Source organism: Streptomyces sp. NPDC053432, assembly GCF_055585365.1.
Map to the genome: position 1 here is coordinate 152,097 of NZ_JBVJKF010000005.1, position 26,699 is coordinate 178,795.

A 26,699-nucleotide genomic window follows, 5' to 3' on the forward strand; every position below is an offset into this window, starting at 1 on the left:
TCGCGGTGACCTGACGGCCGTCAGGTCACCGCGACGGGGCCGGCCTCAGCGCCACTGCCAGCCGTGGTCCACCGGGCCGATGCCCCCGCCGAGCGTGAAGCCGGCGGCGATGGCGCCCGTGACGTACTCCTTGGCTCCGTTGACGGCCGCCGGGACGGTCAGGCCCTTGGCGAGGCCGGCCGCGACCGCGCTGGCGAGCGTGCAGCCGGTGCCGTGGGTGTGCCGGTTGGGATGCCGGGGGGCGCGCAGCCAGTGCTCCTCGGTCCCGTCCGTGAGCAGGTCGACGGCCCGGTCCCCGTGGGCCGCGAGGTGGCCGCCCTTGATGAGCGCCCACCGGGGGCCGTAGCCGAGGATCGCGTCGGCGGCCCGCCGCATGTCGTCCTCGCGCTCGACGGCCAGGCCGGTGAGCTGCGCCACCTCGTCCAGGTTGGGCGTGGCCACGGTGGCCCGGGGCAGCAGCTCCGTGCGTACGGCGTCCAGCGCCGAGGCGGCGAGCAGCGCGTCCCCGTGCTTGGAGACGCCGACGGGGTCCACGACGGCCGGGGCGCCGGTGGTGGCCAGCAGTTCGGCCACGGTCTCCACGAGTACGGCGGAGGAGAGCATCCCGGTCTTCACGGCCTGCACGCCGATGTCGTCCACGACGGCTCTGAACTGGCTCCTGACGGCCTCCGCGGGCAGCTCCCAGACGCCCTGCACCCCGAGGGAGTTCTGTGCCGTCACGGCGGTCACCACGCTCATCCCGTGGACGCCGAGCGCCAGCATGGTCTTGAGGTCGGCCTGGATGCCCGCGCCGCCGCCGGAGTCGGATCCGGCGACGGTCAGGCACCGGGGCGGGGCGACGCTCACGCCGGTCCGTCGTGGGATGCCGGGTCGGCCCCGAAGTGGTCCCAGCCGCCGGTGCTGGCCCAGGGTGCGCCGTCCACGGTCACCTGGGGCAGCGCGGAGCGGTTGAGCACTCCCCCGATGACCTTCCAGCGGGCGGGCAGCTTCACATCGGGCGGGAAGGTCGCCACGATCGCGTGGTCCTCTCCCCCGGTGAGGACCCACTGGAGCGGGTCCACGCCGACGGCCTGGCCGATGTCGTACATCTGGGTCGGGATGTCCAGGGCCGCCGTGTGCAGGTCGATCCGCACCTTGCTGGCCTCGGCGATGTGCCCGAGGTCGGCGATCAGTCCGTCGCTGACGTCGGTCATGGCGGTGGCGCCGAGTCCGGCGGCGGCGGGGCCCGCGTGGTACGGGGGCTCGGGGCGCCGGTGGGCCTCGACGAAGGCCCGCGGGGAGCGGAAGCCGCGCGAGAGCACGGCGAAGCCCGCGGCGGACCAGCCGAGCCAGCCGGTGACGGCGACGACGTCGCCGGGCCGGGCGCCGGAGCGCAGCACGGGCTCGTGGTTGCGCAGGTCGCCGAGGGCGGTGATGGCGACGGTGATGTCGTCGCCGCGGACCACGTCGCCGCCGACGACGGCCGCGCCGGCCACCTGGCATTCGTCGCGGATGCCGTCCATCAGCTCGGTGGGCCAGGTGACCGGCAGTTCGGCCGGGACGACGAGGCCGAGGAGGAGCGCGGTCGGCACGGCGCCCATGGCGGCGATGTCGGCCAGGTTCTGGGCGGCGGCCTTGCGGCCGACGTCGTACGCCGTGGACCAGTCGCGCCGGAAGTGCCTGCCTTCCAACAGGATGTCGGTGCTCGCCACGACCCTCCGGTCGGGGGCCGACACCACCGCGGCGTCGTCGCCCGGACCGAGCCGGACCGCCGGGGTGGTGGTGAGCCGTGAGGTGAGTTCCCGAATGAGGCCGAACTCCCCCAGCTCGCCCACAGTGCCCTTCATCGCTGTGCCCCTTCTTGCCCAGTCCGCTTGCGGTCGCGAGCCGTCACAGCTCTGGGTACCGTCAACAGATACGTCAACTTCTGCTCTCCGTACGCCCCGCTGCGCGCGGCGCCGTGCCCCCGGGTCTCCCCGTGGCGCTCGGCGACGCGGTACCGTGGCGTCCCTTCTTCCCCCGGCCCTTTCGATCGTGTGGGGCCCACCCGAAGGTTAGGGGAAATGATCCTCGTGGCCGCCCTGGAGGTTCCGTGGTACAGGCGTACATCCTTATCCAGACCGAGGTGGGCAAGGCGTCGTTCGTCGCCGAGTCCATCGGCCAGATCCCGGGGGTGATCCAGGCCGAGGACGTGACCGGGCCGTACGACGTGATCGTGCGCGCCCAGGCCGACACCGTGGACGAGCTCGGCCGCATGGTGGTCGCCAAGGTCCAGCAGGTGGAGGGGATCACCCGCACCCTGACCTGCCCGGTGGTCCATCTGTAGCCCCCGTCTACTGTTGGCCGGTGATGTCACTGCACCCCCGGCCCGTCGTCCGTGTCCGTGCCCTGTCCGCCGCTGCCGCGACGGCCCTCGTGGCCCTCGCGGCGTGCTCCCCCGGTGGGTCCGGGGCACGGGTGGACCCGCCGCCCACGCCGCCGGCCGAGGTCGCGGGGCTCTGTGCGGCGCTGCACGGGGAGCTCCCGGAGACGGTGGCCGGTCAGGCCCGGACCAGGACCGAACCGGAGTCCGCGCTGACCGCCGCGTGGGGCGGCTCGGCGATCGTACTGCGGTGCGGTATCCCCAGACCTCCCGCGATGGCCGATCCGGAGCAGGAGGGCGTCCAGGTGAACGGGGTCTCCTGGCTGCTGGAGAAGCTCGACGACGGGGGTTTCCGGTTCACCACCGGTCTGCGCAAGGCATACACGGAGGTCGTGGTCGACAAGGAGCATGCCACGGACGCGGGGATGCTGGTGGGGTTGTCCACGGCTGTGGCCAGGACGGTGCCGGAGGGCGTCTCCTCGTACTGAGCACACCGCCGGGCCCTCCTCACAGCGACCGCCCGCCGACCGGCCCCTTCCGGGGCGGGTCGGCGGGCGGTCTGCGGTACGGGGCCCGGTGCGGCTAGCGCAGGCCGGTGGAGCGGCGCAGGGCGGCCTGGAGCAGGCGGTCCACCAGCTCCTGGTAGCCGATGCCCGACTCCTGCCACATCAGCGGGTACATCGAGATCGGGGTGAAGCCCGGCATCGTGTTGATCTCGTTGATGACGAACTCGCCGTCCTCGGTGAGGAAGAAGTCGGCGCGCACCAGGCCCTCGCAGGACGCGGCCTCGAAGGCCTCGACCGCGAGGCGCTGGACCTCGGCGGTCTGCTCCGGGGTGAGCGGGGCGGGCACGATCCCGGAGGCGGAGTCGATGTACTTCGCCTCGAAGTCGTAGAAGTCGTGGCTGGAGACCGGCGGGATCTCGGCGGGGGCGCTCGCGCGCGGCCCGTCCTCGAACTCCAGCACGCCGCACTCGATCTCCCGGCCGCGCAGGAGCGCCTCGACGATGAACTTCGGGTCGTGGCGGCGCGCCTCGCGGATCGCCGCGTCGAGGCCGGAGGGGTCGTCGACCTTGGTGATGCCGATGGAGGAGCCGGCCCGGGCGGGCTTGATGAACAGCGGCCAGCCGTGCTCGGCGGCGAAGTCCAGGATCCTGTCCTTGGCGGCGGCCTGGTCGGCCTCCCACTCGCGGGGGCGGATGGTCACGTACGGGCCGACGCGCAGCCCGAAGGAGGTGAACACCCGCTTCATGTAGTCCTTGTCCTGGCCGACGGCCGAGGCGAGGACGCCGGAGCCGACGTACGGGATCCCGGAGAGCTCCAGGAGGCCCTGCAGGGTGCCGTCCTCGCCGTAGGGGCCGTGCAGGACGGGGAAGACGACGTCGACCTCGCCCAGGGCCTTGGGAACGGCACCGGGCTCGGTGTAGACGACCTGGCGGCTGGCGGGATCGACCGAGAGCACGACGGAGCCGTCCTCGGAGTCCGCGAGCTCCTCGACGCTCGGGAGCTGCCGGTCCGCGATGGCCATGCGCTCGGGTGCGTCGGCGGTCAGCGCCCACCGGCCGTCCGTGGTGATGCCGATGGGCAGCACCTCGTACTTGGACCGGTCGATGGAGCGCAGGACGGCGCCCGCCGTGACGACCGAGATGGCGTGTTCCGAGCTGCGGCCGCCGAACACGACGGCCACGCGGGGCTTGCGGCCCTGCTGCTCAGGGGTCTGGGGGAGGTTCTCGCTGCTCATATCGCCACGAGGGTACCCGCTCATGCGTGCGGAAGGGTGTCAGCGACGTTCCGGTTTGGCGCTGCGTCCCATCAGTTCCTTGAGTGCGACCAGGGTGGGCTTGCCGTGGTGGACGATGTCCACCACGGTGTCGGTGATCGGCATGTCCACCCCGTGCCGGCGGGCCAGATCGGCCACGGACTGGCAGGACTTGACCCCTTCGGCGGTCTGCTTGGTGACCGCGATGGTCTCCTCCAGGGTCATTCCGCGGCCCAGGTTGGTGCCGAAGGTGTGGTTCCTGGAGAGCGGCGAGGAGCAGGTGGCGACGAGGTCGCCGAGGCCCGCGAGGCCGGAGAAGGTGAGCGGGTCGGCGCCCATCGCGACGCCCAGGCGGGTCGCTTCGGCGAGTCCGCGGGTGATCAGCGAGCCCTTGGTGTTGTCGCCGAGGCCCATGCCGTCCGCGATGCCGACGGCGAGGCCGATGACGTTCTTGACGGCGCCGCCGAGTTCGCAGCCGATGACGTCGGTGCTCGTGTACGGGCGGAAGTACGGGGTGTGGCAGGCGGCCTGCAGGCGCTGGGCCACGGCCTCGTCCATGCAGGCGACGACGGAGGCGGCGGGCTGCCGGGCGGCGATCTCCCGGGCGAGGTTGGGGCCGGTGACCACGGCGATGCGCTCGGCGGGGACCTTGGCGACCTCCTCGATGACCTCGCTCATCCGCTTGGCGGTGCCGAGTTCGATGCCCTTCATGAGGGAGACGAGCACCGTGTCGGGGGCCAGCAGCGGGGCCCAGGAGGCGAGGTTGCCGCGCAGGGTCTGGGAGGGGACGGCGAGGACGGTGAAGTCGGCGTCCGCCGCGGCCTCGGCCGGGTCGGTGGTGGCCCGGAGGCCGGCGGGGAGTTCGACACCGGGGAAGTAGTCCGGGTTGGTGTGGCTGGTGTTGATGGCGTCGACCAGCTCCTGGCGGCGGCCCCACAGGGTCACCTCGCAGCCGGCGTCGGCGAGCACGATGGCGAAGGCCGTGCCCCACGAGCCTGTTCCGAAGACGGCCGCCTTCACGGGACGTGTCACTTCTTGCCCTCCCCCGCGGCCTTGCGCCGCTGTTCCGCCCTGGCCTTGCGATGGTCGTACGGCTGCTCGGGCGCCTTTTCGCCGCGCAGCTCCTCCAGCAGCCCGGTGATGGCCGCCATGATGACCTCGGTGACCTCCTTGAGCACTTCCGGGGTGGGTTCCCGGTCGTAGAAGGCGGAGAGGTCCACCGGTGGTCCGGCGAGCACCTGGAGGGTCTTGCGCGGGAAGAGGCTGACCTTGTTCTCCTTGGCGTAGGGCGGCATCGCGAGATTCGCGCCCCACTGGGCCACGGGAATGACGGGCGCCTTGGTGATCAGCGCGACACGGGCTGCGCCGGTCTTGCCGGCCATCGGCCACATGTCGGGGTCGCGGGTGAGGGTGCCCTCCGGGTAAAAGGCCACGCATTCGCCGCGCTCGATGGCGTCCACGGCGGCCCGGAATGCGTCCAGGGCGTTGGTGCTCTCCCGGTAGACCGGGATCTGCCCGCTGCCGCGCAGGATCGAGCCGACAATAGGCACCTTGAAGAGCGCCGCCTTCGCGAGCAATCGGGGCACCCGGCCGGTGTTGTACTGGAAGTGCGCGTAGGAGAGCGGGTCCAGATACGAGTTGTGATTGACGGCGGTGATAAATCCACCATCGGCCGGAATGTGCTCCATTCCCCGCCAGTCCCGCTTGAAGAGCACTACCAGGGGCGGTTTGGCGATGACCGCAGCCAGGCGGTACCAGAAGCCGATTCTGCGGCGGGACACTCGGACACCTTCCTCTAGGACCGGTGCGCGGCTTGGGCACCTCGTCGGCCGGACAAGTGTGGCCCCCGGTCCGGTCTCTGTCGAGAACACCGTACGCCCCGCTCACGTGGGACCGCCCCGGGCCGTCCCGGCGGAGGTGACAATGGGGGCCGAGTGCGCCGGAGGGAGAAACCCGAGGGAAGGGGGCGGCCACGAACGCCGTCTGGAGTCTGGTGGTCCCGCTGAAGCCTCTGGCGGTGGCCAAGAGCCGTCTCGCCGCGTCCGTGGGCGCGGCCCGTCCCGGACTCGCCCTGGCCTTCGCCCTGGACACCGTCGCCGGGGCCCTGGCCTGCAGCGCGGTCGCGGATGTGGTGGTCGTCACGGACGACGCGGCGGCCGGCTCGGAACTCGCGGGGCTGGGTGCGCGGATCGTCCCGGACGCCCCGGGGGCCGGTCTCAACGCGGCGCTGGCCCATGGGGCGCGGGCGGTGCGGGCGGGGCGGCCTGGGGCGGCGGTGGCCGCGATGAACGCCGACCTGCCGGCACTGCGGCCCCGGGAATTGCTACGCGTGCTCGATACGGCCGCCGTATTTCCCCGGGCATTTCTGGCGGATGCCGCCGGAATCGGGACGACCTTGCTTTCGGCGGCCCCGGACATGGAATTGGCACCCTCGTTCGGGGGGTCCTCGCGGGCCAGGCATTCGGCCTCGGGGGCGGTGGAAATCGCACTGGCGGGCGTGGACAGCGTGCGGCGCGACGTGGACACGGCGGCGGATCTGCGGACCGCGCTCGCCCTCGGCGTGGGCCGCCACACGGCCCGATACAGTGCCGGTATGCAGGCGACCGCGTACACGTACGATTCCGAGACCCGCAGCGGCAGTGTGCTGCTGGACGACGGCACCCCGGTGCCCTTCGAGACAGCCGCCTTCGACGCGGGGGGCCTGCGGATGCTGAGGCCCGGACAGCGCGTCCGGATCGAGACGGACGGCGAGGGCCCGGGGCTGCGCATCACCCTGGTCACGCTGCAGACCTTCTGACACCTGCCTCTCCCCGCCTCTGACCTGCGCGAATGCCGGGCAGCGGGGCAAAGCACCGCGGGCCGGCTCCCCCAGGGGGAACCGGCCCGGCGTGTGTGACTCGTACCCCCGCTTACTTCTTGCGTGCGGTGGTGGTCTTCTTCGCGGTGGCCTTGCGCGTCGTCGTCTTCTTGGCGGGCGCGGTCGTCTTCGCCGTGGCCTTCTTGGCCGCCGGGGCGGTCTTCTTGGCGGCGGCGGTGGTCTTCTTGGCCGTCGTCGCGGCCTTCTTGACCCCGTTGGCCTTCTTCGCCGGGGCGGCCTTCTTGGCCACGGCGGTCTTGGTGGTGGTCTTCTTGGCGGTCGCGGTGGTCTTCTTCGCCGCGGTCTTCTTTGCGACCGCGGTCTTCGCCGCGGCCTTCTTGGCGGTGGTGGCCTTCTTCGCGGCGGCCTTCTTCACCGTCGCGGAGGCACCCCCGGTGAGGCTGCCCTTGGGCGCCTTCTTCACCGAGACCTCGCCGCCCTTGGGGAGCTTCTTGGTGCCGCTGACCAGGTCTTTGAAGCCCTGGCCCGCGCGGAAGCGGGGCACCGAGGTCTTCTTGACCCGGACGCGCTCACCCGTCTGCGGGTTGCGGGCGTAACGGGCCGGCCGGTCGACTTTCTCGAACGAGCCGAAGCCCGTGACCGAGACCCGGTCGCCCGCGACGGTAGCGCGGACGATCGCGTCCAGTACCGCGTCGACAGCGTCCGCGGCCTGCTGGCGGCCGCCCAGCTTGTCGGCAATCGCTTCTACGAGCTGCGCCTTGTTCACGTCTTCCCCTTCGGAGACTTCGCCAGAACGAATGTGTTCAAGCTTATTTCGCACGTTAGGCGGATATATACCGCAAATCAAACACGAAACGGGCTAATCACCCTAGTGCCGCAACGCCGGAGGACGTTACGGAGTTCCTTCGCATCAGTCGCCTTCAGGGAATCGACCCTCGTCGAGGTCCTTCATCAACCTGTCCAGGCGCCTTGCCGCATCGGCGAGATCGTGCTTCGCCGCGGCCGTGACGACCAACAGCTTCCGGGACAGCGCCATCCTTACGCCCTCCGGGACTTGCAGTGAGCGCACCCGTGTGTGTGCTTCTTTCAATCGATCCGCGACCAGTTCGTAGAGCTCAAGTTGACTGTCGCGTTCCATGCACAGATTGTGCCATCTGGGGCGAGTTGTCGCCTCACGGGGCCTCAACACACAGCTGTGCCCCCCACCGTCCGGTGGGGGGCACAGTGTTGTCGATGTGATCACCCGAAGGTGAATAAGCGCTGATCAGGCAGGAATCAGGCCTGAAGGGTGCGCGGCTTGAAGGCCGGGCGGGCGCTTTCGTACGTGGCGATGTCCGCTTCGTTCTGAAGGGTGAGCGAGATGTCGTCCAGCCCCTCCAGCAGACGCCAGCGGGCGTTGTCGTCGAGCTCGAACTCCGCTACGACGCCTTCCGCTCGGACCTCGCGGGCGACCAGGTCGACCGTGATCTCGGCGGCCGGGTCGGCCTCGGTGAGCTCCCACAGCTTGTCGACGGTCTCCTGCGGGAGGACGACGGTCAGCAGGCCGTTCTTCAGCGAGTTCCCGCGGAAGATGTCGGCGAAGCGGGAGGAGATGACCGTCTTGAAGCCGAAGTTCTGCAGGGCCCAGACGGCGTGCTCGCGCGAGGAACCCGTACCGAAGTCGGGACCGGCGACCAGGACGGTCGCGCCGGCGCGCTCCGGGCGGTTCGTGATGAACTCCGGGTCCTTGCGCCAGGCCTCGAAGAGCCCGTCCTCGAACCCGTCGCGGGTGATCTTCTTCAGCCAGTGGGCCGGGATGATCTGGTCGGTGTCGACGTTGCTGCGGCGCAGCGGGACGGCCCGGCCGGTGTGGGTGGTGAAGGCTTCCATGGTTCAGACTCCGGCGGTCGCGTCGGCGGCGGACAGGTCGGCGGGCGAGGCCAGATGGCCCAGCACCGCGGTGGCGGCGGCCACCTGCGGGGAGACCAGGTGGGTGCGCCCGCCCTTGCCCTGCCGGCCCTCGAAGTTGCGGTTGGAGGTGGACGCGGAGCGCTCACCCGGCGCCAGTTGGTCGGGGTTCATGCCCAGACACATCGAGCAGCCCGCGTGCCGCCACTCGGCGCCGGCCTCCTTGAAGACCTTGTCCAGGCCCTCTTCCACGGCCTGCAGGGCGACCCGGACCGAACCGGGGACGACCAGCATCCGTACGCCGTCGGCGACTTTGCGGCCCTCGACGATCCCGGCGACGGCGCGCAGGTCCTCGATGCGGCCGTTGGTGCAGGAACCTACGAAGACGGTGTCGACCTTGATGTCGCGCAGCGGCTGCCCGGCGGTCAACCCCATGTACTCCAGGGCCTTTTCCGCGGCCAGACGCTCCGAAGCGTCCTCGTACGAAGCCGGGTCGGGGACGTTGGCCGACAGCGGCGCGCCCTGGCCCGGGTTGGTGCCCCAGGTGACGAACGGGGAGAGCGCGGCGCCGTCGATGACGACCTCCGCGTCGAAGACCGCGTCGTCGTCGGTGCGCAGGGTCCGCCAGTACGCGACGGCGGCGTCCCAGTCCTCGCCCGTGGGGGCGTGGTCGCGGCCTTCGAGGTAGTCGAAGGTGGTCTGGTCGGGGGCGATCATGCCCGCGCGGGCGCCGGCCTCGATCGACATGTTGCAGATGGTCATGCGGGCTTCCATCGAGAGCTTCTCGATGGCCTCGCCGCGGTACTCCAGGACGTAGCCCTGGCCGCCGCCGGTGCCGATCTTGGCGATGATGGCCAGGATCAGGTCCTTGGCGGTGACACCCTCGGCCAGCTCCCCGGTGACGGTGATCGCCATCGTCTTCGGGCGGGCCAGCGGCAGCGTCTGGGTGGCCAGAACGTGCTCGACCTGGCTGGTGCCGATGCCGAAGGCCAGCGCACCGAACGCGCCGTGGGTGGAGGTGTGCGAGTCACCGCAGACCACGGTGGTGCCGGGCTGGGTCAGACCCAGCTGCGGCCCCACGACGTGCACGACACCCTGCTCGACGTCGCCCAGCGAGTGCAGCCGTACGCCGAACTCGGCGCAGTTCCTGCGGAGCGTCTCCAGCTGGTTCCGGGAGACCGGGTCCGCGATCGGCTTGTCGATGTCGAGGGTGGGGGTGTTGTGGTCCTCGGTCGCGATGGTGAGGTCGAGGCGTCGGACCTTGCGGCCGGCCTGACGCAGGCCCTCGAAGGCCTGCGGGCTGGTCACCTCGTGCAGCAGGTGCAGATCGATGAAGAGGAGGTCGGGCTCGCCTTCGGCGCGCCGGACGACATGGTCGTCCCAGACCTTCTCCGCGAGTGTCCTACCCATCGCTTTCCCTCCGGCCGGCCGGTTGTGCCGGCGCTTCATAGAGATCTGTTGCGCCTGATCGCCCGTACCCCCACGTCCCGGACGACGGCTCGGACCCAGTGGTTCGTGGACCCGCACATACAGACTCGCTTGTTCTTGGAAAATTTGAACTTGCGTTTCACAGTGTGAGACGTGAATATCGTTTCATGGACAACTCTAGCGGCGTCGGCGTTCTCGACAAGGCAGCTCTGGTATTGAGCGCACTGGAGTCCGGTCCGGCCACCCTCGCCGGGCTGGTCGCGGCGACAGGGCTCGCACGACCCACGGCACACCGGCTGGCCGTGGCACTGGAACACCACCGGATGGTGGCGAGGGACATGCAGGGCCGGTTCATCCTCGGTCCGCGGCTGGCGGAGCTCGCCGCCGCGGCCGGCGAGGACCGACTGCTGGCCACGGCGGGACCGGTACTGACCCACCTGCGCGACGTGACGGGCGAGAGCGCTCAGCTCTACCGCCGTCAGGGAGACATGCGCATCTGCGTGGCGGCCGCCGAGCGGCTGTCGGGCCTGCGGGACACCGTCCCGGTGGGCTCCACGCTCCCGATGAAGGCCGGCTCGTCCGCGCAGATCCTGATGGCCTGGGAGGAGCCCGAGCGGCTCCACCGCGGCCTGCAGGGCGCGCGCTTCACGGCGACGGCCCTCTCGGGCGTACGGCGCCGCGGCTGGGCGCAGTCGATCGGCGAGCGGGAGCCCGGCGTGGCCTCCGTGTCGGCGCCCGTGCGCGGGCCGTCGAACCGCGTGGTGGCCTCCGTGTCGGTCTCCGGGCCGATCGAGCGCCTGACCCGCCACCCGGGCCGGATGCACGCCCAGGCCGTCATCGACGCGGCCGCCCGCCTGACGGAGGCCCTGCGCCGCTCCGGCTGATCCGCTCCCCGGTCGCCGACCCCCTTCATCCATCCCCCGGGCCCGGGGGCGCGTACGACGCCGCACACGTCCGAACACGCGCCTCCGGGCCCGTACTTGTCGGTGCGCGCAGAGGGTCCCGGACACAGCGAAGAGGCCCTCCGCGATGAACGCGGAGGGCCTCTTCTGTGCGTACCCCCGACCGGATTCGAACCGGCGCTACCGCCTTGAGAGGGCGGCGTGCTAGGCCGCTACACAACGGGGGCTTGCAGGTACTGCGCTGGGCTACCAGGACTCGAACCTAGAACAAAGGAACCAGAAACCTTCGTGTTGCCAATTACACCATAGCCCAAGGGTGGTCTAGACCAGACCACAGTACCCCCGACCGGATTCGAACCGGCGCTACCGCCTTGAGAGGGCGGCGTGCTAGGCCGCTACACAACGGGGGCCCTAGCGATCCTGCATCAAAATGTCCGGGTGCGACCCTGGAGATCTCGCGGGAAGGATCTGTACCCCCGACCGGATTCGAACCGGCGCTACCGCCTTGAGAGGGCGGCGTGCTAGGCCGCTACACAACGGGGGCTAAGCACTGCGTTACTGCTGCACTGCGCTGGGGTACCAGGACTCGAACCTAGAATAAGGGAACCAGAAACCCTCGTGTTGCCAATTACACTATACCCCACTGAAAGTCAACCCCTCGGGGGGATTTTCTTTCGAGTGGCGCCCCCGTCCGGCCTTTCGGCCCGCTCCGGCGGCGCAGAAAGAACATTACCGGATGCCTGACCGTGCTCCAAAACGGGTATCTGCGGCCAGCAGCTCCGGGAGCTGGTCAAGGCCCTCGATCCGGTGTGCGCCATCGGGTCCGGGGCCCCGGCCGCCGTCCCGGTCGAGCCAGAAGGCGACCAGGCCGGCGTCGCGGGCACCGCGCGCGTCGATCTCGGGCTGGTCCCCCACGTACGCCACGTCGCCCGGGGACAGGCCCATCGCCTCGCAGGCGGCGATGAAGGCCGCCGCCTCGGGCTTGCTCACCCCGAGTTCGACGGCGCAGATCAGTACCTCGAAGCGGTCGCGCAGGCCGAGGTCGCGCAGCTTGGGGTCCTGGTTGGCGAGCGAGGAGTTGGAGAGCACCCCGTGCCGGTAGTCGGCGGCGAGGGAGTCGAGCACGGGCACGACGTCGGGGAAGACCTTCCAGGCGGCCTTGTAGTGCGCGACGTACTGGTCGAACCAGGCGTCGGCCTGGCCGTCGGTCATCGCGGGCCGCTCCAGGAACTCCCGCACCCGGTCCCGCCGCTGCCCCTGGAAGGTGCCCTCGCCGCCCGCGAAACGGGCCCAGTGGCGGTCCGTGATGCGCCGCCAGAGCGCGAGCGCCTCGGCGGGCGTGCCGTACCGCTGCGCGATCCCCTCCGCCGCCAGGTGCCGCGCGAGCCCCGCGGCGTCGGCCCCGGTGTAGTCGAACAGGGTGTCGTCGATGTCCCAGAGCACGGCGCGGATCGGCATGGAGCCGAGGCTACGCCGCTTCCGCCTCCCGCGGAGGCACGACGAAGAAGTCCGCGACGAAGCAGGTGGTCTCCCCGTCGGCGTCGCGGCCCACCCAGGTCGGGTACGAGCCGTCGCCCGAGCTGGAGGAGAAGGCCACGAGGTCGGTGAAGGCCGCCGGGGCGCCGCCGCCGATGCAGACGAAGGGGTCTGGGGCGCTGTTCGGTCTTCGGGCGTGGACGCCCATGGCGGCGGCCCCCGACAACGCCGCAGGGGGCGGCGGCCGGAGGTCCGGCCGCCGCCCCCTGTGGGACGCGCGGTGTTACGCGGCGAGCTTCGCCAGGGCCGCGTCGATGCGGGCCAGGGAGCGCTCCTTGCCCAGGATCTCCAGGGACTCGAAGAGCGGCAGGCCGACCGTGCGGCCGGTGACGGCCACGCGGACCGGGGCCTGGGCCTTGCCGAGCTTGAGGCCGTGCGCCTCGCCGGCGGTCAGGACGGCCTGCTTGAGGGACTCCGGGTCCGACCAGTCGGCCGACTCCAGGTTCTCGCGCGCGGTGGTCAGCAGGGCCGCGGGCTCGCCCTTCATCGCCTTGTCCCAGGACGCCTGGTCCTCCACCGGCTCCTTCAGGAACAGGAAGTCGACGTTGGCGGTGATCTCGGAGAGCACGGTCACGCGGGTCTGGGCGTACGGCGCGATGCGCGCCCACGCCTCGGCGTCGAAGTCCTCGGGCGCCCAGTTGGCGTGCGGGGCCTGCAGCCACGGCGCGCAGCGGTCCGCGAAGACCTTCGGGTCGAGCAGGCGGATGTGGTCGCCGTTGATCGACTCGGCCTTCTTGAGGTCGAAGCGCGCCGGGTTGGCGTTGACGCCGTCGATGTCGAACTTCGCCACCATCTCCTCGATCGAGAAGACGTCCTGGTCCTTGGAGAAGGACCAGCCGAGCAGCGAGAGGTAGTTCAGCAGGCCCTCGGGGAGGAAGCCGCGCTCGCGGTACAGGTTGAGCGAGGCCTCGGGGTCGCGCTTGGAGAGCTTCTTGTTGCCCTCGCCCATCACGTACGGCAGGTGGCCGAACGCGGGGGTGGTCTTGGCGACGCCCAGCTCGATCAGCGCCTTGTACAGGGCGATCTGGCGGGGGGTGGAGGAGAGCAGGTCCTCGCCGCGCAGGACGTGCGTGATCTCCATGAGCGCGTCGTCGACCGGGTTGACCAGCGTGTACAGCGGGGCGCCGTTGGCCCGGACGATGCCGAAGTCCGGCACGTTGTCCGGGGTGAAGGTGAGCTCGCCGCGGACGAGGTCCGTGAAGGTGATCGGCTCGTCGGGCATCCGGAAGCGGACGATGGAGGAGCGGTGCTCGCCCTCGTACGCCTCGACCTGCACGGTGGTCAGCTCGCGGCAGTGGCCGTCGTACCCGGAGGGCTTGCCGGCGGCGCGGGCGGCCGCGCGGCGCGCGTCGAGCTCCTCGGTGGTGCAGTAGCACCTGTAGGCGTAACCGCCGTCGAGGAGCTTCTGCGCGACGTCCTTGTAGATGTCCATGCGCTCGGACTGGCGGTAGGGCGCGTGGGGGCCGCCGACCTCGGGGCCCTCGTCCCACGTGAAGCCGAGCCAGCGCAGCGAGTCGAGCAGCTGGCCGTACGACTCCTCGGAGTCGCGGGCCGCGTCGGTGTCCTCGATGCGGAAGACGAACGTGCCGCCGTGGTGGCGGGCGAACGCCCAGTTGAAGAGGGCGGTGCGGACCAGGCCCACGTGGGGGTTGCCGGTCGGGGAGGGACAGAAACGTACGCGGGGGGTCGCGTTAGCCACGCTTGATCACCTTGTTGGTGAGAGTGCCGATGCCTTCGATGGTGACGGCGACCTCGTCGCCGACGTTGAGGGGGCCGACTCCGGCCGGGGTCCCCGTGAGGATGACGTCGCCCGGGAGCAGCGTCATGGCCTCGCTGATGTGCACGACCAGGTCCTCGATGGAGCGGATCATCTCGCTGGTGCGGCCGAGCTGGCGCTGTTCGCCGTTGACGGTGCACTGGATGGTCAGGTCGCCCGGGTCCAGGTCGGTCTCGATCCAGGGGCCGAGGGGGCAGGAGCTGTCGAAGCCCTTGGCCCGCGCCCATTGCTTCTCGCGCCGCTGGACGTCGCGCGCGGTGACGTCGTTGGCGCAGGTGTAGCCGAGGATGACGTCCTTGACGCGCTCACGCGGGACCTCGCGGCACATGCGGCCGATGACCACGGCCAGCTCGGCCTCGTGGTGGACCTCTTCGGAGAAGGAGGGGTACGCGATCGGGTCGCCGGGGCCGACCACCGAGGTGGACGGCTTGAAGAAGGTGATCGGCTCGTCCGGGACCTCGTTGGCGAGCTCCGCCGCGTGCTCCGCGTAGTTGCGGGCGATGGCCACGACCTTGTTGGGGAGCACGGGCGGCAGCAGTCGGACCTTGCTCAGCGGGACCTTCGTACCGGAGAGCTCGAAGTCCGCGAACGGGATGCCCTTGATGATGTCGAGGACGAGCCCACCCTCGGCCGCCCCGAGGGCTGCGTCGCCCTCGACCGCGCCGAAGGCGACATTTCCGTCGATCGAGAACCTGGCGATGCGCACGTGTTGCGTCTGCCCCTCTGTATTTCCGCCTGCTGGAGTCTGCGGACTCCAGGCTAACGCGGTGGGCAGCGGCGCCCCGCGCTGTTTTGCGCGGCCGCTACTGCGCCGGGGTGACGACCGGGGCGTCCATGAGGACCGTGCGGCGCGGGTTGGCCGTCTGGGTCGGCAGGTCGACGGCGTGCTCCGGGGCGGCCGGGGCCGCCTGCAGCTCCTCGGCGTCCTTGAGGTGCGCGAGGGTGGTGCGGCGGGGGTTGGCTATGTTGCGGAACATCGTGGTCGTCTTCATGGGGGTTTCAGGCCTCAGCTGGTCTGTGGGTGCCGGTTGACGCGGCCGTCAACCCTGTAAAGGGCAAGGCTAAACATCTAAATCCCTCGCCGAACCGGTAAGTATTGGCCACGGCCGTGTGAGTTTGCTCACCCACCACCCGGCAATACCGGCATAACGGACAGTCAAAGTGGGCCGAAGAAACGGACATTGCGCCACTGAATGTTCCATTCCGCTGCTGATCATCTCGACTGGGACACCTTGACAGGCCTGACGTTTGGGTGGCGTAAGTCCGGTTTCGACCGAAAGTGGCTCCACGTCGCGTAGTGCGCCCGTCACGTGACGTCACCGACGCTCCGGGCCGACACGCGCACCTTGTTGGAGATCCGGCACTGTGCTGGAATTCGCGGGACCACCGCGGTAATCAACCGGCGCGCAGGTGGCGCGACTGGCGCCGAGCGCGGTGGCAGTCAGCAGGAGACGCGCCGGTCACCGACGACCACCATGGGGCCGTTAGTGCCCCACGACTCGACACCGTTCCGCCGGTCTCCCGGCGGGGCGCCTGGTCCAGAGGTTGCGACGCTAGTGCAGGGACGATTCAAGAGGGACGGCAAGGGGTCTCCCCAGGCCCGCCAGGGCCGTGGAGACGCCGCGGTCGAGCAGGAGCCGCGCGGGACCGACCGTGGCACCTCGCCCCAGCACGCCCAGAACCGCGGGCCGGCTGTCGACGGCGCGGGCCGCGACGCCTCCGCGACGGTGAAGGCGAAGGGCCGCGGGAAGTCCGCCAAGGCCGGTCAGACCGAGCCGCAGGACACGGCGATACCGAAGGCCCCCAGCGGGCCCGGTTCCCGTCTCGCCATGCAGAACTGGCGAATCAGCACGCGACTGGTGTCGCTGCTGACCCTGCCGGTCGTCGCCGCCACCACGCTCGGTGGCTTCCGCATCAACGACTCGCTCAACGACATCGCGCAGCTCGAACACATGCAGCTGCTGACGACGATGACCCGGCAGGCCACCCACCTGGCCGCCATGCTCCAGGAGGAGCGGGACATCTCGGCGGGTCCGCTCTCGATCAGCAAGGGCACGAGCAACAGCACGGTCGACGGCAAGCGCCAGGAGACCGACAACGCTGCCAAGGCCTTCGCCGCCGCGACCGACAAGGTCGACGACGTCCAGGGCAAGGACGACACCCTCAAGTCGATCCGCAACAACATCCTGCAGATCGGCCGTCAGCTCACCAACATCGAGGACATCCGCAAGCACGCGTACGCCAACGGTGCCCAGCAGACCGTCACCGAGTACAACGCGCTGATCGTCTCGCTCCTCTCCCTCTCCCAGGACATGGCCCAGGCCACCTCCAACCCGGAGATGATCAAGCGCACGCGCGCCCTGGCGGCGTTCTCGTCCGCCAAGGAGTACGCCTCCATCCAGCGCGCGATCATCGCCGCCTCGCTCCCCGAGAGCTCGGAGAAGCAGGGCAACCTGAAGGAGAACGACCGTCTGTACGCGCTCTCCGCCCAGCGCGGTGAGCAGCAGTCGAAGAAGACCTTCGAACTCGTCTACCAGGGCCGTTCCGAGGAACTCCTCGCCGGCCTCGGCGACGGAAACTCCGAGATCGCCAGCGCCGACCACTACGCGCGCCGCGTGCTCTCGACCCAGGACGCCTTCCTGCGCGAGAAGAACCGGTCCTGGCTGGACTGGTACGACGCCGACGGCACCAAGCTCTCGGCGATGAAGCAGATCGAGCTCAGCCTCCTCGAGGACATGGAGCAGAAGGCCCGCGAGCTCAAGCAGGAGTCGCAGCAGGACGCCATCATCAACGGTGCCCTGATCCTCCTCGTGCTCGGCGTCTCGCTCGTCGGCGCCTTCGTCATGGCCCGCTCGATGATCCGCTCGCTGCGCCGCCTCCAGGACACCGCCACCCGCGTGGCCCAGGACCGTCTGCCCGAGCTCGTCAAGCAGCTCTCCGAGTCCGACCCGCAGGACGTCGACACGTCCGTGGAGTCGGTCGGCGTGCACACCCGCGACGAGATCGGCCAGGTGGCCGCGGCCTTCGACGACGTGCACCGCGAGGCGGTCCGCCTCGCCGCCGAGCAGGCCCTCCTGCGGGGCAACGTCAACGCGATGTTCACCAACCTCTCGCGCCGTTCGCAGGGCCTCATCCAGCGTCAGCTCTCGCTCATCTCCGAGCTGGAGTCGCGCGAGGCCGACCCGGACCAGCTGTCCTCGCTCTTCAAGCTCGACCACCTCGCGACCCGCATGCGCCGTAACGGCGAAAACCTCCTCGTCCTCGCGGGCGAGGAGCCGGGCCGCCGCTGGACCCGCCCCGTCCCGCTCGTCGACGTGCTCCGTGCCGCCGCGTCCGAGGTGGAGCAGTACGAGCGCATCGAACTCGCGTCGGTGCCCGGCACCGACGTCGCCGGCCGCGTCGTCAACGACCTCGTGCACCTCCTCGCCGAGCTGCTGGAGAACGCCACCTCGTTCTCCTCCCCGCAGACCAAGGTCAGGGTCACCGGTCACGCGCTTCCCGACGGCCGTGTGCTCGTCGAGATCCACGACACCGGCATCGGCCTGTCCCCCGAGGACCTCGCCGCGATCAACGAGCGCCTCGCGGCGCCGCCGACCGTGGACGTCTCCGTCTCCCGCCGCATGGGCCTGTTCGTGGTCGGCCGCCTGTCCCTGCGACACGGCATCCGCATCCAGCTGCGCCCCTCCGACTCGGGCGGTACGACGGCCCTCGTCATGCTTCCGGTGGACGTCGCCCAGGGCGGCAAGAAGCCGGGCGGTCCCGGTGCCCCGGGTGCTCCGGGCCAGCCTCCGGCCGGTGGCCCGGCCGCGGCCGCGCAGGGTTCCGTTCCCGGTCCTGCCGGGCGTCAGCCCGTCGGCTCCGCCGCCCAGCGCGGCCAGGTCGGCGCGGGCGGTCAGCGTGCGGCGCTGCCGGGCCGCGACGGCGGCGCCGGACCGCAGCGTCCGCAGGGCGGCCGGCCGCAGCAGCCGGGCGGCCCCGGTGCCCGCCCGCAGCAGGGCGGCCAGGGCGGCTTCGGCGGCGGTGCCCCGACGGGTCCGACGGGCCAGGGCCAGGGTCAGGGCCAGGGCGGCTTCGGCGGCGGTTCGCCGCTGCCGGGCCGCGGTACGGCCGGCGCGGGCGCCGGCACGGCGAACTTCGCGGGTGCCGGGCTGTCCGGCGGTCCGCAGGCCCGCCCGACGGCCGCTCCCTCCGGGTTCCAGCAGGGCAACGGCTTCGAGCGCCCGCAGCAGCAGGGCCAGCAGCCCCAGCAGCAGCCGCAGGCCTTCCAGCAGCCGGCCGCCCCCGCGGATCCGGCGCAGAACGGCCCGCGGCCGCAGCTGCCGCCGCGCGGCGGCGCCGCGCGTGCGGAGCTTCCCGCCCCGCAGACCACCAGCTGGGGTGCCGACCAGGCGCGCGGCCACGACGAGCTGTCGGGCCCCGGCTCGACGGCCGAGTTCGCCCGCCCCGACTTCAACGCCCCGCTCCCCCAGGGGAACGGCGGCAACAGCACGACCGGGCAGTTCGAGCGTCCCGACGTACGCGGCTACCAGGACCAGTCGGCCACCGGTCAGTTCGAGCGCCCGGGCGGTTTCCAGCCCCAGCGTCCGGGCGGCCCGGGTGTGGGCGGGTTCCCCCGTTCGCCGCAGGCCCCGCAGCAGCAGCCGCAGGCCCCGCAGCCCGAGGCCCTGCCTCCGGCGACGGGTCACGGCCAGGACCGCAGCCCGATCTTCGAATCGCTGGAGTCGAACTGGTTCCGCGAGGAGGGGCAGCAGTCCCCCGCGCAGGTTCCCGCCACGGCGATTCCCCAGCAGCACCAGCAGCCGCAGCAGTCCGCCCCGGCCCCGCAGCAGCACCAGCTGCCGCAGCGCGGCCAGGAGTTCGCGGCCGAGCCCGCCCAGGCGACGACCGGCGCCATGCCGACCGTCAGCTGGAAGTCCTCACCGAACGACGAGCTGATGCGCCAGGCCGAGCGCGTGCGCCAGCCCGCCGCAGGCGGCATCACCACCTCGGGTCTGCCCCGCCGGGTTCCGCGGGCCAACCTCGTGGCCGGTACCGCGCAGCAGCAGGCGGACGCGCAGGCCGGCCCTCAGGTCTCGCGGGCACCCGACGACGTCCGCGGCCGTCTGACCAACCTCCGACGGGGTATCCAGCAGGGTCGCCAGGCCGGCAACAGTGGTCCGGCGACCGGCAGTTACCACATCGACCCCACTTACCAGCAGGAGCGTTAGTTGAGTTCGATGAGCCAGGCGGCACAGAATCTGAACTGGTTGATCACCAACTTCGTGGACAACACCCCCGGGGTGTCCCACACGGTGGTGGTCTCCGCCGACGGCCTCCTTCTGGCGATGTCCGAAGGCTTCCCGCGCGACCGCGCCGATCAGCTGGCGGCCGTGGCCTCCGGTCTGACCTCGCTGACCGCCGGAGCCTCCCGCATCTTCGAGGGCGGCGCCGTCAACCAGACCGTGGTCGAGATGGACCGGGGATTCCTCTTCCTCATGTCCGTCTCCGACGGATCCTCGCTGGCCGTGCTGGCGCACCCCGAGTGCGACATCGGCCTCGTGGGCTACGAGATGGCCCTCCTCGTGGACCGAGCGGGCAGCGTCCTCACCCCGGACCTGCGCGCGGAGCTTCAGGGAAGCCTGCTCAGCTGACCGTCCATCTCCCGGTCGGCCGGTACTGCCGGCCGGGAGACCGGGGCTCCCGCCCCGGAACCCAGTACCCCCGATAGGCCGTCATACCGTCCCCCCACCGGCCGCCCCGTCAGACGGCACGCTGACCACTGCTGTCCAGCCCGGAGGATCAATGACCCCGCCCCCCGCCTACCCCGATGCGTACGGAGATTCGTACTCGGAAGGCGAACAGCCGCTGGTGCGTCCGTACGCGATGACCGGCGGCCGTACCCGGCCCCGCTACCAGCTCGCCATCGAGGCCCTGGTCAGCACCACGGCCGATCCGATGCACCTGTCCGGCCTGCTCCCGGAGCACCAGCGCATCTGCACCCTGTGCCGTGAGGTCAAGTCGGTCGCGGAAGTCTCCGCGCTGCTGTCGATGCCGCTCGGTGTGGCCCGGATCCTCGTCGCCGACCTGGCGGAGGCCGGAATGGTGGCCATCCACCAGCCGGGCAATGGAGAGGCCGGCGGCACGCCGGACGTGACGCTGCTGGAAAGGGTGCTCAGTGGACTTCGCAAGCTCTAACGGCGGAGCGGCTCCCGCCCGCTCCACCACCTCGGCGAAGATCGTGGTGGCGGGTGGCTTCGGCGTGGGCAAGACCACGTTCGTCGGCGCCGTGTCCGAGATCAACCCGCTGCGCACCGAAGCCGTCATGACCAGCGCCTCCGCCGGGATCGACGACCTGACCCACACCGGGGACAAGACGACCACCACGGTCGCCATGGACTTCGGCCGCATCACGCTGGACCAGGACCTGATCCTGTACCTCTTCGGTACCCCGGGCCAGGACCGCTTCTGGTTCATGTGGGACGACCTCGTCCGCGGCGCCATCGGCGCCATCGTGCTGGTCGACACCCGCCGCCTGGCGGACTGCTTCCCGGCCGTGGACTACTTCGAGAACAGCGGCCTGCCGTTCGTCGTGGCGCTCAACGGTTTCGAGGGGCACCAGCCGTACACGCCGGAGGAGGTCCGCGAGGCCCTGCAGATCGGCCCGGACGCCCCCATCATCACCACCGACGCCCGCCACCGCGCGGACGCCAAGAGCGCACTCATCACGCTCGTCGAGCACGCGCTGATGGCGCGGCTCAAGTAAGACCGTTCAACTGCCGCCGGAGGGGCGGGCTGTGTCCTACGACACGGCCCGCCCCTTCGGTTCATAACGTTTCGACAGAGAATTGGCGGCAGTTGGCGACGGGGTGCGTTCGGTTGGTGCCGCTACGCGCACAACTCCCCCTATTTTTGCCGCAGGAAGCTCTTTATGTCCGATTTATGTGAGGCGTAGGTCTCGGGGAATGGCCGGTTTCAACTGTTTGGAACACGGCCGTTAACCGTGCTGGAATTCAATGAACTAGCTAGTAGTACCGCCGAGAGGTTGTTGGTCGAGTGAGGCGAAGCAACGCAAGCCCCGCGGATGAACCCGCGCGCGGCAACTTCACCCCGCCGCCGCGAGCGGCCGCGTCGCCGGTCGACGTCCCCGTGGCCCCGCCCGTGAGCAGCGGGAGCACCAGCAGGTTCTCCCCGCGCAACTGGCGCGTGCCGACCCGTCTGAACGCGATCCTGCTCGTGCCCGCCCTCGTCGGGCTGGTCATGGGCGGCTTCCAGGTGAAGGGCTCCATCGACACCTGGAACGAGGCCAAGGACGCCGAGAAGATAGCCAGGGTCGTCCAGGCCGCCTCCGAATACAGCCAGGCGCTGCTCAACGAGCGTGACCTCTCCGCCGAGCCGCTGCTGACCGGCGACTCCAAGAACGACACCGTCGCCAAGGTCCGCAACGCGACCGACACGGCCAAGGTGAAGTTCGACCAGGCCGTCAAGGACCTGCCCCAGAACCAGGGCATGGAGCGGCGTCTGGAGCTCTTCCGCGCGGAGGAGCCCAAGCTGACGCAGGTCCGCGAGAAGGCCTACCAGCAGGCCCTCGAAACCCCGAAGAAGAACCTTCAGAACGGTCAGCCGGGTCCCATCCCGACCGAAGAGGGTTATGTGCTCGTCGAGCACTACCTCATGCAGTTCTCGAACGAGCTCGGCCTCGGCACCGGCAACGTGACCTCGTACGGCCGCATGGTCTACGCGATCGAGCTCGCCAAGGCGGCGAACTCGCTCCAGCGTTCCGTCGGCACCCACCTGCTGGTCCGTCCGAACCCCGACGAGAACATACGCAAGGGGCAGCTCGTCGCCTTCTCCTCCTACGCCTACCTCGAGGAAATCGCCATCGGCGAGTACGTCGCGGCCGGTACCGAGGAGGACGTGAACCGCCTCAAGGAGGTCATGGCGGCGAAGTCCAAGGCGGGCGAGGCGCGGCTGACCGAGGCCAAGCGCCAGGCCGAGCAGGCCGGCGCCAAGTTCGTGCCGCCGCCGGCGGGGCCCAACGGCTCCCCCCTCACCGGTATGACCGAGGCGATCGCCAGCGGCGCGACCAAGAAGCAGCTGGCCGAAGGCGGCACCACGCCCGCCGCCTGGCAGGCCGCCGCCACCGCGAAGTTCGACGGCTACGACGAGGTCGAGAAGGAACTCCTCGACAAGGCCGTCAAGGACGCCGTAGCGGTCTCCGACGCCGCCCGCAACGAGGCCATCACCAACGGCGCCATCGTCGTCGTGGCCCTGCTCGCCGCCTTCATCCTCGCTGGCCTCATGGCCCGCCAGATGGGCCGTGCGATGCGCCGCCTGCGCTCCGCCGCCTTCGACATCGCCGAGCAGCGCCTGCCGTCGCTCGTCGACCAGCTCTCGCGCACGGACCCCGGCAAGGTCGACACCCGCGTGCAGCCGATCCCGATCGACTCCGCGGACGAGATCGGCGAGGTCGCCCGCGCCTTCGACCAGGTCCACCGCGAGGCGGTCCGGCTCGCGGCCGAGCAGGCCCTCCTGCGAGGGAACGTCAACGCGATCTTCACGAACCTCTCCATGCGCAACCAGTCGCTGATCGAGGGCCAGCTGACCCTCATCACCGACCTGGAGAACAACGAGGCCGACCCGGACCAGCTGGAGAACCTCTTCCGCCTGGACCACCTGGCCACCCGTATGCGCCGCAACGGCGAGAACCTCCTCATCCTCGCGGGCGAGGAGCCGGGCCGCCGCTGGGACCAGCCGGTGCCCCTCGTCGACGTCCTGCGCGCCGCCTCCTCCGAGGTGGAGCAGTACGAGCGCATCGAGCTCTCCGGCGTCTCCGACGCCGAGATCCACGGCCAGGCCGTGACCGACCTCGTGCACCTCCTCGCCGAGCTGCTGGAGAACGCCACCACGTTCTCCTCCCCGCAGACCAAGGTCCGCGTCAACGCGACCCGTCTGCCGGACGGCCGCGTGATGGTCGAGATCCACGACAAGGGCATCGGCCTCACCGCCGAGGACTTCGCGGACATCAACCACAAGCTCGCCAACCCGCCGACCGTGGACGCCGCGATCTCGCAGCGCATGGGTCTGTTCGTGGTCGGCCGGCTGGCGGACCGCCACAGCATCCGCGTCCAGCTGCGCCCCTCGGGCGAGGCGGCCGGTACCACGTCGCTGATCATGCTCCCGGACGCCATCACCCACGGTGGCGGTGGCGAGGGCATCCCGGACGACGACTTCACCGTCTCCTCGATGATCCCGCAGCAGCAGGCCCAGCAGGCCGCTCCGATGCGTACGGCGGCCGAGCTCGGCTTCGACGACTCGCGCTACGACCAGCCGTCCGCCGACGGCCGTGACCTCGACCCGGTCGGCCGCTCCCTCGTCCGTGAGGAGCGCCGTGCCGCGCTGGAGGCCCAGGCCCAGGGGGGCTACCCCCAGGGTCAGGAGCCGTCGTACGAGGACCAGGCCGGACCGGCCGCCCAGGGCGGCTATCCGGAACCCCAGCCGGAACACGGGTACCAGCCGTACCAGGGCTACGAGCAGCAGCCCGAACAGGGTTACGAGTCCCCCTACGAGGCTCAGCAGCCGCAGCAGGGCTTCGACGCGTACCAGCCGCAGGACTACGGTTATGCGGAAGCCGGCTACCAGGAGCAGCAGCAGTCCGGGCAGTCCTACGACGGCGGCTACGAGGCCAAGCCGGAGCAGGCCGAGTGGCCCGCCCAGAACGCCTACCAGCCCGCGTACGAGCAGGACTACGGCACCGAATCGGAATCGCCTGCCGTACCCGAACAGGCTCCGGAGCGCGTAGGCTTCGACCGTTCGGGCACCGCTGCGGACACCGGTCACGCGATGACCGGGGCGGGCCTGCCGCGCCGCGGCAGCCAGCAGCAGTGGCAGCCGGCACAACAGGAAGCGGAGTCCCCCGGGTCCCTCTTCGAGCAGCGGCCGCCGCGTCAGCAGCAGCCCGCGGCGCCGGAGCGGGACGCGGAAAGCACGGATGGCACCAGCGGCTGGCGCTCGGGCAACGACGAGCGCTGGCAGCAGGCCGCCAAACTCCGTGAGCCGAAGGCGGGCGGGGTCACCCCGTCCGGTCTTCCTCGGCGGGTGCCCAAGGCCAACCTGGTCGAGGGCGCAGCGGAGACGACCCCGCAGGGAGGCCCCCAGGTCTCCCGCGCCCCGGAGGACGTCCGCGGCAGGTTGAGCAACCTGCGGCGGGGTGTCCAGCAGGGACGCAACGCGGGTTCCGAGCAGTCAAGTAACAGCTATGACCAGGAGCGTTAGTGTGAGCGCGATGAGCCAGGCGGCGCAGAACCTGAACTGGTTGATCACCAACTTCGTGGACAACACCCCCGGGGTGTCCCACACGGTGGTGGTCTCCGCCGACGGCCTTCTGCTGGCGATGTCCGACGGATTTCCGCGCGACCGCGCCGATCAGCTGGCGGCCGTGGCCTCCGGTCTGACCTCGCTGACCGCCGGAGCCTCCCGTATCTTCGAGGGCGGCGCCGTCAACCAGACCGTGGTCGAGATGGACCGGGGATTCCTCTTCCTCATGTCCGTCTCCGACGGATCCTCGCTGGCAGTGCTGGCGCACCCCGAGTGCGACATCGGCCTCGTGGGCTACGAGATGGCCCTCCTTGTGGACCGAGCGGGCAGTGTCCTGACTCCGGATCTGCGTGCGGAGCTGCAGGGAAGTCTTCTCAACTAACAGACAGGCAGTGTGTTTCGCGCCATCGCACCGTAGGGTGCGGTGGCGCGGTTCCACAGGGAGTACTGCGTTCTTGGAGTCGGAGGAGGAAACGTGACAACACCCGGAGGACATCCTTATGGCGGCGCTCAGCAGCAGCAGCCGCAGGGTGGGCACGACCAGAACCGCTTCAACTTCCCCTCCGCTCCCAGCCGGCCCGTGCCGGAGCACAACCCGTACCAGCAACAGCCGTACGGCCAGCCCCAGCAGCCTCAGCAGCCGTCCATGCCGGTGCAGCCGCCTCCGCGCGCTTCCCGGCAGCCGGCTCCCAAGGCACACAACCCGCTGGTGCGTCCGTACGCGATGACCGGCGGCCGTACCCGGCCGCGCTACCAGCTCGCCATCGAGGCGCTGGTCAGTACCACGGCGGATCCCGCGCGCCTGCAAGGGCAGTTGCCCGAGCACCAGCGCATCTGCCGCCTGTGCCAGGAGATCAAATCCGTCGCGGAGATCTCGGCACTTCTCTCCATTCCTCTTGGTGTCGCCCGCATCCTCGTCGCCGACCTGGCTGAGGCGGGCCTTGTCGCCATTCACCAGCCCGGCGGCGACGAGTCTGCCGGCGGCCAGCCAGATGTGACACTGCTCGAAAGGGTGCTCAGTGGACTTCGCAAGCTCTAACGGCGGAGCGGCTCCCGCTCGCTCCACCACCTCCGCGAAGATCGTGGTGGCAGGTGGCTTCGGCGTGGGCAAGACCACGTTCGTCGGCGCGGTCTCCGAGATCAACCCGCTGCGCACCGAAGCCGTCATGACCAGCGCCTCCGCCGGGATCGACGACCTGACCCACACCGGGGACAAGACGACCACCACGGTCGCCATGGACTTCGGCCGCATCACGCTGGACCAGGACCTGATCCTGTACCTCTTCGGTACCCCGGGCCAGGACCGCTTCTGGTTCATGTGGGACGACCTCGTCCGCGGCGCCATCGGCGCCGTCGTGCTCGTGGACACCCGGCGCCTGGCGGACTGCTTCCCCGCGGTGGACTACTTCGAGAACAGCGGCCTGCCGTTCGTGATCGCGCTCAACGGCTTCGACGGCCACCAGCCGTACACGCCGGAGGAGGTCCGTGAGGCCCTGCAGATCGGCCCGGACGCCCCCATCATCACCACCGACGCCCGCCACCGCGCGGACGCCAAGAGCGCCCTCATCACGCTCGTCGAGCACGCGCTGATGGCCCGCCTGCGGTAGCGGCCGCCGGACGTCCGCCGAAGGCCCCCGTGTCCACGACACGGGGGCCTTCGGCATCGCGCGGGCGGTTTCGCGCGGGCGGTCTCCGCGGGCGGAACGCGGAAGGCCCCGCACCGTTCGGTGCGGGGCCTTCTCGGCTTCGGGGCTCAGCCCTGCCAGCTGTGCGGGGCGCGGAAGCCCGGGGTGCGCTCCAGACGGCGCCAGCCGGCCTGGGAGCGGGGGGTGGCGGCGGTCTCGGGGGTGGCGGCGGCGCGGGCCAGCAGGATCGCGGTGATCGCGGCCAGCTCCTCGGGGGCGGCGTTGCCCTTTTCGACGCGCAGAAGGGTGTCGGTGCTCATCGGTGGCTTGTCTC

The 26,699-nt window shown here is 70.5% G+C and carries 26 protein-coding genes, 5 tRNA genes and 1 pseudogene; 12 read left to right on the top strand and 20 right to left on the bottom strand.

The features are described 5' to 3' along the window. Positions 1-45: 45 nt before the first annotated feature. Entirely contained in the window at positions 46-846 is an 801-nt protein-coding gene (gene thiD, locus ACZ6Y1_RS11065; protein WP_469625991.1) for a bifunctional hydroxymethylpyrimidine kinase/phosphomethylpyrimidine kinase, read from the bottom strand. After that, the gene (locus tag ACZ6Y1_RS11070) at positions 843-1,826 is read right to left on the bottom strand and encodes a thiamine-phosphate kinase (protein WP_469625994.1); all 984 of its coding nucleotides are present in this window, start codon (positions 1,824-1,826) and stop codon (positions 843-845) included. The genes thiD and ACZ6Y1_RS11070 overlap by 4 nt, the downstream gene beginning before the upstream one ends. A 245-nt stretch (positions 1,827-2,071) precedes the next feature. Between ACZ6Y1_RS11070 and ACZ6Y1_RS11075 the strand changes: the two genes are divergently transcribed. Together ACZ6Y1_RS11075 and ACZ6Y1_RS11080 are read left to right on the top strand one after the other, a co-directional pair. Then, on the top strand, positions 2,072-2,305 hold the full coding sequence (locus ACZ6Y1_RS11075; RefSeq protein ID WP_030028650.1) for an Lrp/AsnC family transcriptional regulator: 234 nt from the start codon (positions 2,072-2,074) through the stop codon (positions 2,303-2,305). A 23-nt stretch (positions 2,306-2,328) separates the two neighbouring features. After that, positions 2,329-2,829 carry a DUF3515 family protein gene (locus ACZ6Y1_RS11080; RefSeq protein ID WP_469625996.1) on the top strand — a complete coding sequence of 167 codons (501 nt, stop codon included), beginning with the start codon at positions 2,329-2,331 and terminating at the stop codon, positions 2,827-2,829. Between the two features lie 94 nt (positions 2,830-2,923). On the opposite strand, the gene ACZ6Y1_RS11085 is transcribed toward ACZ6Y1_RS11080, so the two are convergent. Genes ACZ6Y1_RS11085 through ACZ6Y1_RS11095 form a run of 3 tightly spaced genes read right to left on the bottom strand, consistent with a single transcriptional unit; the run spans position 2,924 to position 5,880 of the window. Continuing rightward, entirely contained in the window at positions 2,924-4,081 is a 1,158-nt protein-coding gene (locus ACZ6Y1_RS11085; RefSeq protein ID WP_469625998.1) for a D-alanine--D-alanine ligase family protein, read from the bottom strand. Positions 4,082-4,120: 39 nt separating this feature from the next. Beyond that, a complete protein-coding gene (locus tag ACZ6Y1_RS11090; protein WP_469626000.1) occupies positions 4,121-5,131 on the bottom strand; it encodes an NAD(P)H-dependent glycerol-3-phosphate dehydrogenase in 1,011 nt (336 codons plus the stop codon). Beyond that, on the bottom strand, positions 5,128-5,880 hold the full coding sequence (locus tag ACZ6Y1_RS11095) for a lysophospholipid acyltransferase family protein (RefSeq protein ID WP_469626002.1): 753 nt from the start codon (positions 5,878-5,880) through the stop codon (positions 5,128-5,130). Before ACZ6Y1_RS11095 ends, ACZ6Y1_RS11090 begins: the two co-directional genes overlap by 4 nt. A 209-nt stretch (positions 5,881-6,089) precedes the next feature. Between ACZ6Y1_RS11095 and cofC the strand changes: the two are divergent. Next, a pseudogene (gene cofC / locus ACZ6Y1_RS11100) lies at positions 6,090-6,689 on the top strand (2-phospho-L-lactate guanylyltransferase); the annotation flags it as partial. Positions 6,690-7,008: 319 nt separating this feature from the next. Here cofC and ACZ6Y1_RS11105 read toward each other — a convergent pair. From ACZ6Y1_RS11105 to leuC, 4 genes are all read right to left on the bottom strand, one after another. Further along, complete coding sequence (locus tag ACZ6Y1_RS11105) at positions 7,009-7,683, bottom strand: HU family DNA-binding protein (protein ID WP_469626004.1); 675 nt, start codon at positions 7,681-7,683, stop codon at positions 7,009-7,011. Between the two features lie 144 nt (positions 7,684-7,827). Then, positions 7,828-8,055, bottom strand: coding sequence for an SCO5555 family protein (locus ACZ6Y1_RS11110; RefSeq protein ID WP_030009267.1), 228 nt, complete (start codon positions 8,053-8,055; stop codon positions 7,828-7,830). A 137-nt stretch (positions 8,056-8,192) separates the two neighbouring features. Continuing rightward, positions 8,193-8,786, bottom strand: coding sequence for a 3-isopropylmalate dehydratase small subunit (gene leuD / locus ACZ6Y1_RS11115; protein WP_469626006.1), 594 nt, complete (start codon positions 8,784-8,786; stop codon positions 8,193-8,195). 3 nt (positions 8,787-8,789) lie between these two features. Beyond that, positions 8,790-10,214, bottom strand: a complete 1,425-nt coding sequence (gene leuC, locus ACZ6Y1_RS11120; RefSeq protein ID WP_469626008.1) for a 3-isopropylmalate dehydratase large subunit — start codon at positions 10,212-10,214, stop codon at positions 8,790-8,792. Positions 10,215-10,399: 185 nt separating this feature from the next. Here leuC and ndgR point away from each other — a divergent pair, with 185 nt between their 5' ends. Further along, on the top strand, positions 10,400-11,116 hold the full coding sequence (gene ndgR, locus ACZ6Y1_RS11125; RefSeq protein ID WP_469626011.1) for an IclR family transcriptional regulator NdgR: 717 nt from the start codon (positions 10,400-10,402) through the stop codon (positions 11,114-11,116). 172 nt (positions 11,117-11,288) lie between these two features. Here the strand turns inward: ndgR and ACZ6Y1_RS11130 are convergent. The 10 genes from ACZ6Y1_RS11130 to ACZ6Y1_RS11175 all read right to left on the bottom strand — a co-directional run bounded on the left by ACZ6Y1_RS11130 (position 11,289) and on the right by ACZ6Y1_RS11175 (position 15,439). Then, positions 11,289-11,361 (bottom strand) — tRNA-Glu (locus ACZ6Y1_RS11130). Between the two features lie 14 nt (positions 11,362-11,375). Further along, positions 11,376-11,447 (bottom strand) — tRNA-Gln (locus ACZ6Y1_RS11135). A gap of 24 nt (positions 11,448-11,471) precedes the next feature. Then, positions 11,472-11,544, bottom strand: a tRNA-Glu gene (locus ACZ6Y1_RS11140). 61 nt (positions 11,545-11,605) lie between these two features. Then, positions 11,606-11,678 (bottom strand) — tRNA-Glu (locus ACZ6Y1_RS11145). A gap of 27 nt (positions 11,679-11,705) precedes the next feature. Next, positions 11,706-11,777 (bottom strand) — tRNA-Gln (locus tag ACZ6Y1_RS11150). An 86-nt stretch (positions 11,778-11,863) separates the two neighbouring features. Then, a complete protein-coding gene (locus ACZ6Y1_RS11155) occupies positions 11,864-12,592 on the bottom strand; it encodes an HAD family hydrolase (RefSeq protein WP_469626015.1) in 729 nt (242 codons plus the stop codon). 10 nt (positions 12,593-12,602) lie between these two features. Beyond that, the gene (locus ACZ6Y1_RS11160; RefSeq protein WP_469626018.1) at positions 12,603-12,818 is read right to left on the bottom strand and encodes a DUF4241 domain-containing protein; all 216 of its coding nucleotides are present in this window, start codon (positions 12,816-12,818) and stop codon (positions 12,603-12,605) included. Positions 12,819-12,893: 75 nt separating this feature from the next. Continuing rightward, positions 12,894-14,369, bottom strand: a complete 1,476-nt coding sequence (gltX, locus tag ACZ6Y1_RS11165) for a glutamate--tRNA ligase (RefSeq protein ID WP_469626020.1) — start codon at positions 14,367-14,369, stop codon at positions 12,894-12,896. After that, the gene (locus ACZ6Y1_RS11170; RefSeq protein ID WP_469626023.1) at positions 14,362-15,153 is read right to left on the bottom strand and encodes a fumarylacetoacetate hydrolase family protein; all 792 of its coding nucleotides are present in this window, start codon (positions 15,151-15,153) and stop codon (positions 14,362-14,364) included. Before ACZ6Y1_RS11170 ends, gltX begins: the two co-directional genes overlap by 8 nt. A 97-nt stretch (positions 15,154-15,250) precedes the next feature. Further along, entirely contained in the window at positions 15,251-15,439 is a 189-nt protein-coding gene (locus ACZ6Y1_RS11175; RefSeq protein WP_469626027.1) for a hypothetical protein, read from the bottom strand. A 564-nt stretch (positions 15,440-16,003) separates the two neighbouring features. Here ACZ6Y1_RS11175 and ACZ6Y1_RS11180 point away from each other — a divergent pair. The 8 genes from ACZ6Y1_RS11180 to ACZ6Y1_RS11215 all read left to right on the top strand — a co-directional run bounded on the left by ACZ6Y1_RS11180 (position 16,004) and on the right by ACZ6Y1_RS11215 (position 26,347). Then, entirely contained in the window at positions 16,004-19,654 is a 3,651-nt protein-coding gene (locus ACZ6Y1_RS11180) for a sensor histidine kinase (RefSeq protein WP_469626030.1), read from the top strand. A gap of 9 nt (positions 19,655-19,663) precedes the next feature. Beyond that, positions 19,664-20,077, top strand: coding sequence for a roadblock/LC7 domain-containing protein (locus ACZ6Y1_RS11185; RefSeq protein ID WP_150212026.1), 414 nt, complete (start codon positions 19,664-19,666; stop codon positions 20,075-20,077). A gap of 151 nt (positions 20,078-20,228) precedes the next feature. Beyond that, entirely contained in the window at positions 20,229-20,621 is a 393-nt protein-coding gene (locus ACZ6Y1_RS11190) for a DUF742 domain-containing protein (protein ID WP_365166228.1), read from the top strand. Further along, positions 20,602-21,189: a GTP-binding protein gene (locus ACZ6Y1_RS11195; RefSeq protein ID WP_254385735.1), complete on the top strand. Its 588-nt coding sequence runs from the start codon at positions 20,602-20,604 to the stop codon at positions 21,187-21,189. Before ACZ6Y1_RS11190 ends, ACZ6Y1_RS11195 begins: the two co-directional genes overlap by 20 nt. A 290-nt stretch (positions 21,190-21,479) precedes the next feature. Further along, a complete protein-coding gene (locus ACZ6Y1_RS11200; protein ID WP_469626035.1) occupies positions 21,480-24,698 on the top strand; it encodes a sensor histidine kinase in 3,219 nt (1,072 codons plus the stop codon). Between the two features lie 10 nt (positions 24,699-24,708). Further along, positions 24,709-25,122 (top strand): roadblock/LC7 domain-containing protein, encoded by a 414-nt coding sequence (locus tag ACZ6Y1_RS11205; RefSeq protein ID WP_030037347.1) that lies wholly within the window; start codon positions 24,709-24,711, stop codon positions 25,120-25,122. Between the two features lie 93 nt (positions 25,123-25,215). After that, positions 25,216-25,779: a DUF742 domain-containing protein gene (locus ACZ6Y1_RS11210; protein ID WP_469626038.1), complete on the top strand. Its 564-nt coding sequence runs from the start codon at positions 25,216-25,218 to the stop codon at positions 25,777-25,779. Next, a complete protein-coding gene (locus tag ACZ6Y1_RS11215) occupies positions 25,760-26,347 on the top strand; it encodes a GTP-binding protein (RefSeq protein ID WP_073911148.1) in 588 nt (195 codons plus the stop codon). Before ACZ6Y1_RS11210 ends, ACZ6Y1_RS11215 begins: the two co-directional genes overlap by 20 nt. Before the next feature lie 146 nt (positions 26,348-26,493). On the opposite strand, the gene ACZ6Y1_RS11220 is transcribed toward ACZ6Y1_RS11215, so the two are convergent. Next, positions 26,494-26,685, bottom strand: a complete 192-nt coding sequence (locus ACZ6Y1_RS11220) for an acyl-CoA carboxylase subunit epsilon (RefSeq protein WP_376656562.1) — start codon at positions 26,683-26,685, stop codon at positions 26,494-26,496. Positions 26,686-26,699: the final 14 nt, after the last annotated feature.